The organism is Nonomuraea rosea, from assembly GCF_039539705.1.
Classification (GTDB): domain Bacteria; phylum Actinomycetota; class Actinomycetes; order Streptosporangiales; family Streptosporangiaceae; genus Nonomuraea; species Nonomuraea rosea.
The window spans coordinates 1-5,400 of sequence record NZ_BAABDQ010000103.1; the positions used below are offsets into that span (position 1 = coordinate 1).

Consider the following 5,400-nt stretch of genomic DNA (forward strand, 5'->3'; position numbering starts at 1 on the left):
CCCGGTCGGTGCCGGTGCAGACGCGGCGGGTCGCCTCGACGCCGTCGACCTCGGGCATCCGGACGTCCATGAGCACGATGTCCGGCTGGAGTTCGAGGGCCAGCTCCGCGGCCTGCGCGCCGTCGCCTGCCTCGCCGACGACCTGCATGTCGTCGGCGTTGTCGAGGATCATGCGGAAGCCGGTACGGACGAGGGCCTGGTCGTCGGCGAGCAGGACGCGGATCACGCGGCGTCTCCCTGGATCGGGAGCGCTGCCCGCACGGCGAACCCGCCCTGAGGCCCGGGGCCGGCCGCGAACGTGCCCCCGAGCAGCTTGACCCGCTCGCGCATACCTCGCAATCCGTTGCCGCTGACGTTCGCGGCTTTGCCATGGCCGTTGTCGCTGATCTCGATGCCGATCTCCGCGTCGTGGTAGGTGAGGACGACGCTGGCGGCGGCGCCCGTTCCGGCGTGTTTCATGGTGTTGGTCAAGGCTTCCTGCACGATGCGGTAGACCGACAGGTCCATGGTGGCGGGCAGGGTCACGGGTGAGCCCTCGACGCGCAGCCGTACCGGCGTGCCTGCTTTGTTGACCTGCGCGAGCAGGGCGGGCAGGTGCGTGAGGCCGGGCTGCGGATGCCAGGCGTCGTCCACCTCGCCGACCGCGGCGAGCACGCGTCGCATGTCGGCGAGGGAGTCGCGGCCGGTGGCGACGATCGTCTCCAGCGCGGTCCGGGTGTCGGCCGGGTGGTTGTCGAGCGCGGCGGCGCCGCCTTGGGCCTGGATCACCATGAGGGACAGGCCGTGGGCCACGACGTCGTGCAGCTCGCGGCTGATCCGAGCGCGCTCGGCGGCCACCGCGAGGGCGGCCTGCTGGTCGCGTTCGCGTTCGAGGTCTTGGGCGTGTGCGTGGAGCTCGTCGAGGTAGGCGCGGCGGCTGCGGGCGCCGGAGCCGATGGCCCAGGAGGCGACCAGGGCCGAGCCGAGTACGGACAGGCCGCTCCAGGTGTCGGCCGAGGCCTGGCGATGGACCTTCATGACCTCTTTCGGGCCGGATGGGGTGCTGAGGCCGGGGCCGGTGGAGAGCACATCGGATGGGCCGGGTATCGGGCGCTCGCCGTACAGGCTCCATCCGGCGGCCAGAAGCATCAGGCAGGTCAGGGCCGACAGCGAGATGACCCACGCGTAGCGGGTGGCCACGGTGTAGAGCAGGACCAGCACGCTCAGATCGATGATCATGAGGGGTGCGGCCTGCGCCACGTGCACCCCGGCGGACAGCACGCAGGCGGCGAGCATCGGCAGCGGCCGGCGCCTGCGGAGAGCGACGCCGACGGCGGCGAGCGCCGCCGCCGTCCACCACAGGGCGAGCTGCCCGTCCTGTCCGGCGGCGACGGGGGTGCCCGCCGTGTTGCCCACGATCGCGTTCGGGTCGTTGACGAGCACGCAGATCGCGAGCAGCACCGCGGCCTGCAGCATCGGCGAGCGTGACCACGCGCGAAGAGGCGTCATAGTCCTGTGAGCTTATGGCCAGGACCGATGCGCCCGCGTCTGCCGCAAGTCTGATCCGGCGGCGCCCGTATACGTCTCAAGACAGATGCCTGCGTGTGGCTGAGGGCGGACGCGGGTGCACGGCCGCGGCCAGCAAGGTGAGCCGCATGACTCAATGTGGATCCCTGACCGGCCGCGCGGTTGCCGCCGCAGCCGCGGGTGCCGTCACCTTGACCGCGCTGATCGCGGGCTCGCCCGCCGCGACGGCTGCGAGCGGGCAGGCCCCGGCCTCGGTCACGTGGCGGTCGTGTCCCGCCTACTCCGACGACGTGATCCGCACCCTCGCCGTCACCGACGAGCAACGGCGGACATTCCGTGCGCTGCTGGGCCGGATGGAATGCGGAACCGTCAGCGTTCCGCTGGACTACCGCAAACCAGGCGGTCGGCAGATCACCATCGCGATCACCCGGGTCAAGGCCGCCGACCGCAAGCACCGGCTGGGCAGCCTGGCGCTCAACCCGGGCGGGCCAGGTGGCGCCGGTTACCTGTTCCCGCTGCAGATCGCCTCGATGAACCAGGCGAACGCCAAGCTCAACGACCGCTACGACCTGATCGGCTTCGACCCCCGCGGGGTCGGCTACAGCACCAAGGTCGACTGCCCGTCCCCCCAGGGCGGGCCGCCAGAGCCGGGACCGCTGACCAAGGAGACGGCCAAGCGCATCCACGACAGTGGAGTCACGGCGAACAAGAAGTGCGGGGATTCCGATCCCGCCTTCCTCGGCCAGCTCACCACCCTGAACTCGGCCCGCGACCTGGACCGGGTACGGATCGCGCTGGGCGAGCGCAAGCTCAGCTTCCTGGGCATCTCCTGGGGCACCTGGCTGGGCGCGGTCTACCGCAGCACGTTCCCCGGCAGCGTCGGGCGCATGTTCCTGGACAGCGTGGCGCCGGTCAACTTCCGGCTCGACGATTTCGAGGACGGCCACGCCGCGGGCACCGAGCGCAACTTCGGGCGGATGGCGGCGTGGATCGCCAAGCGCAACGACACCTACGGCCTCGGCACCACTGCGAAGCAGGTGCGGACCGCGGTGCTGGCGCTCGGCCGGGCCTACGATGAGACGCCGAAGCACTACAGCGACTGGGAGATGGTCGCCGATGGTGCCACGGTCGCCATGCTGGCCATCCAGAGCACACCGGACTGGCCGCAGGTCGCCCAGGCATTCAAGGAGATGCGGGAGGAGAGCGACACCGCGCCGCCTGCCCTGAAGGAACTTCTCGGGCAGGGAGCTCTGCAGCCCCCGGTGGTCGGCGCCCCGGAGCGGTTCAACGCGACCGCCGGCCATGCCGTCTTCTGCAACGAGGACCCCAGCCGGCTCGGCTTCTCCGACGCCTGGGCCACCTACCAGCGGCGACTTGAGCGCAACCCGGTCACCGGGCGGGCCAGCCGCTTCTCCGCGCAGTGCGCGGGCTGGCCGCTGCCGGTGCAGAAGATCAAGGTGCAGCGCGGCGGCGGGTCGCTGGTGCTGGCCGGACACCGCTATGAAGCGGTCTCCCTGTATGAGTGGACCGAGCAGATGCACGCCGCCATCGGCGGCACCGTCTTCACCGTGGCCGATGACGTGCACGGGTCCGTCCTGCGCGTGCCGTCCTGCGCCACCGAGCTCGTGTCGTACTTCACCACGGGCCGCATCGACCGCGGCTGCGACGGCACCCCCGTACCCGAGAAGTAACCGACGGCGTCCCCGTCCGGTCGTCGGGACGGCCATCGCACACACCGTCTCGGCGACCGGACCCATCCAACCCGCACACCATGGAGCTCGAAATGGAAGGCATCCTCAGCCAGAACGTGGCCAGTCGGAAGCGGTCACGCAGGAGCATCGCGATGGCCGTCGCGCTGGCGGCCCTCACTATGGCCGGCGCGGCCTGCGGGAGTGACCAGGAACCCGGCAGGACGGTGGCCTCCCTGGCGCCGCAGGCCGGTTCGGCGTCCGCCGCCGCCCCGCAGGGCGGTTCCAAGGCCGATCCGGTGGCCTTCGCCCAGTGCGTCCGCGAGAACGGCGTGCCGGACTTCAAGGACCCGGAGCCGGGCAAGGGGCTCGACCTCGACTCCCCGGCGTTGACGAAGGCCGCCGAGGCATGCAAGGAGTTCATGCCCGCCCCGCCCCCGCAGAACGACCCCGGCGCGACGTGGTCCACGGCGGACAAGCTCAAGTACGCCGCGTGCATGCGTGACAACGGCGTCCCGTCGTTCCCCGACCCTGACGCGGGTGGCGGTTTCAAACTCGACGACGACCCGAACACGCCGCAGTTCAAGAAGGCCGAAAAGGCCTGCGAGCAATACCAGCCGCAGAGCATCCGGAACATGACCCCCGGCAAGACCGGCGGCGGCAGTTGAGTGCGACGCGCTGGACGGCCGCACTGGCAGTGGCCGGTGCGCTGGCGGCCGGGGGTGTCTGGGTCCTTCGCGCCGACCCGTTCGCCGCGCCCGCCGCGACCACCACCCAGAGCACCGCCAGGACCGGGCTGGCGCAGGTGAGCAAGGGCACGCTGTCGGCCCGTACCCTGCAGAACGGCACGCTCGGCTACGCGGGCAACCACCAGATCGTCAACAAGGCCGCCGGTACGGTGACCGAGTTGCCCACCGTGGGCCAGGTCGTCAAGGCGGGCAAGGTGCTCTACCGGGTGGACGGCAAGCCCGTGGTCCTGCTCTTCGGCGCGGTTCCCATCTACCGGTCGCTGTCGTGGGGCACCGACGGCGCCGACGTTCAGCAGCTGAACGCCGCGCTGGTGGCGCTCGGCCACGCCACCAAGGACGAGCTCGACCCCGAATCCGACTATTTCGGCAGGGCCACCTACAACGCGCTTCGGGAACTGCAGGACAAGGCCGGGCTGGAAGAGTCGGGGAGCCTCGCACTCGGCCAGGCGGTGTTCGTGCCGGCCAGGACGATCCGGGTGCTGAAGGTGAACGCGGTCAGCGGCGCGCAGACGGCGGCCGGGACCGTGGTGCTGCAGGCGTCCTCCACGGCCCGGCAGGTCACCGTCGAGCTGAACGCCGGCCGGCAGAGCCAGGTGGCCGCCGGCGACAAGGTGAGCATCACGCTGCCCGACGGCACGACCGTGCCGGGCGTGGTCTCCGAGGTCGGCAAGGTCGCCACCACCTCCGACGACGGGACCACCGTCGAGGTGAGGATCCGGCCGACCAGGCCGAAGCGGACCGGCAGCCTGGACAAGGCGCCGGTACAGGTCGCGATCGTCACCGGCACCGCCGAGGACGTGCTGTCGGTGCCGGTCAATTCGCTGCTCGCCCTGGCCGGCGGCGGCTACGCGGTCGAGGTCGTGGCCGCCGGTGGAGGGCATCGGCTGGTCGGCGTGACGACCGGGCTGTTCGACGACAGCGAGGGCAGGGTCGAGGTCACCGGCGACGGCCTGGCCGAAGGCCAGCAGATCGTGGTGCCGGCGTCATGACGCATGTTCTGGAACTGGACAGGGTGACGAAGCTCTACCCCGGCGCGACACCGGTGGTGGCGCTGCAAGAGGCCAGCTTCACCGTCGAGGCCGGCGAACTGGTCGCCATCGTGGGGCCGTCCGGATCGGGCAAATCGACGCTGTTGCAGGTCATGGGCACGCTGGATCGGCCCACCTCGGGCACGGTGCGCATCGTCGGCGACGACGTGGCGAGCATGTCCGACCGGGCCCTGGCCAAGCTGCGGGCGATGCGGATCGGATTCGTCTTCCAGCAGTTCTTCCTGGCCCAGCACGCCACCGCTGTGGAGAACGTGGCCGACGGCATGCTGTACACCGGCGTTCGGCATCGCGCCAGGCTGCAGGCAGCGTCCGAGGCGCTGGAACGGGTCGGGCTGGGGCATCGCCTGGACCACCGTCCCCCGCAGTTGTCGGGCGGTGAGCGGCAGCGGGTCGCGATCGCCCGCGCGC

Annotated in this window: 6 protein-coding genes; 4 read left to right on the plus strand and 2 right to left on the minus strand. The window is 71.1% G+C overall.

Going from position 1 to position 5,400, the window contains the following annotated elements; genetic code table 11:
• Nucleotides 1-172 (minus strand): response regulator (locus tag ABEA43_RS67440; protein ID WP_345581416.1); only part of this gene is annotated, 172 nt, incomplete at its 3' end.
• A gap of 50 nt (nt 173-222) precedes the next feature.
• Entirely contained in the window at nt 223-1,488 is a 1,266-nt protein-coding gene (locus tag ABEA43_RS67445) for a sensor histidine kinase (RefSeq protein ID WP_345581401.1), read from the minus strand.
• 146 nt (nt 1,489-1,634) lie between these two features.
• Here ABEA43_RS67445 and ABEA43_RS67450 point away from each other — a divergent pair, with 146 nt between their 5' ends.
• The 4 genes from ABEA43_RS67450 to ABEA43_RS67465 all read left to right on the plus strand — a co-directional run.
• Complete coding sequence (locus tag ABEA43_RS67450) at nt 1,635-3,197, plus strand: alpha/beta fold hydrolase (protein ID WP_345581404.1); 1,563 nt, start codon at nt 1,635-1,637, stop codon at nt 3,195-3,197.
• A gap of 92 nt (nt 3,198-3,289) precedes the next feature.
• Entirely contained in the window at nt 3,290-3,862 is a 573-nt protein-coding gene (locus ABEA43_RS67455) for a hypothetical protein (protein WP_345581407.1), read from the plus strand.
• Nucleotides 3,859-4,932 carry a peptidoglycan-binding protein gene (locus tag ABEA43_RS67460; protein WP_345581410.1) on the plus strand — a complete coding sequence of 358 codons (1,074 nt, stop codon included), beginning with the start codon at nt 3,859-3,861 and terminating at the stop codon, nt 4,930-4,932. The genes ABEA43_RS67455 and ABEA43_RS67460 overlap by 4 nt, the downstream gene beginning before the upstream one ends.
• On the plus strand, nt 4,929-5,400 hold a 472-nt coding region (locus ABEA43_RS67465), incomplete at its 3' end, for an ABC transporter ATP-binding protein (RefSeq protein WP_345581413.1). The genes ABEA43_RS67460 and ABEA43_RS67465, both read left to right, overlap by 4 nt.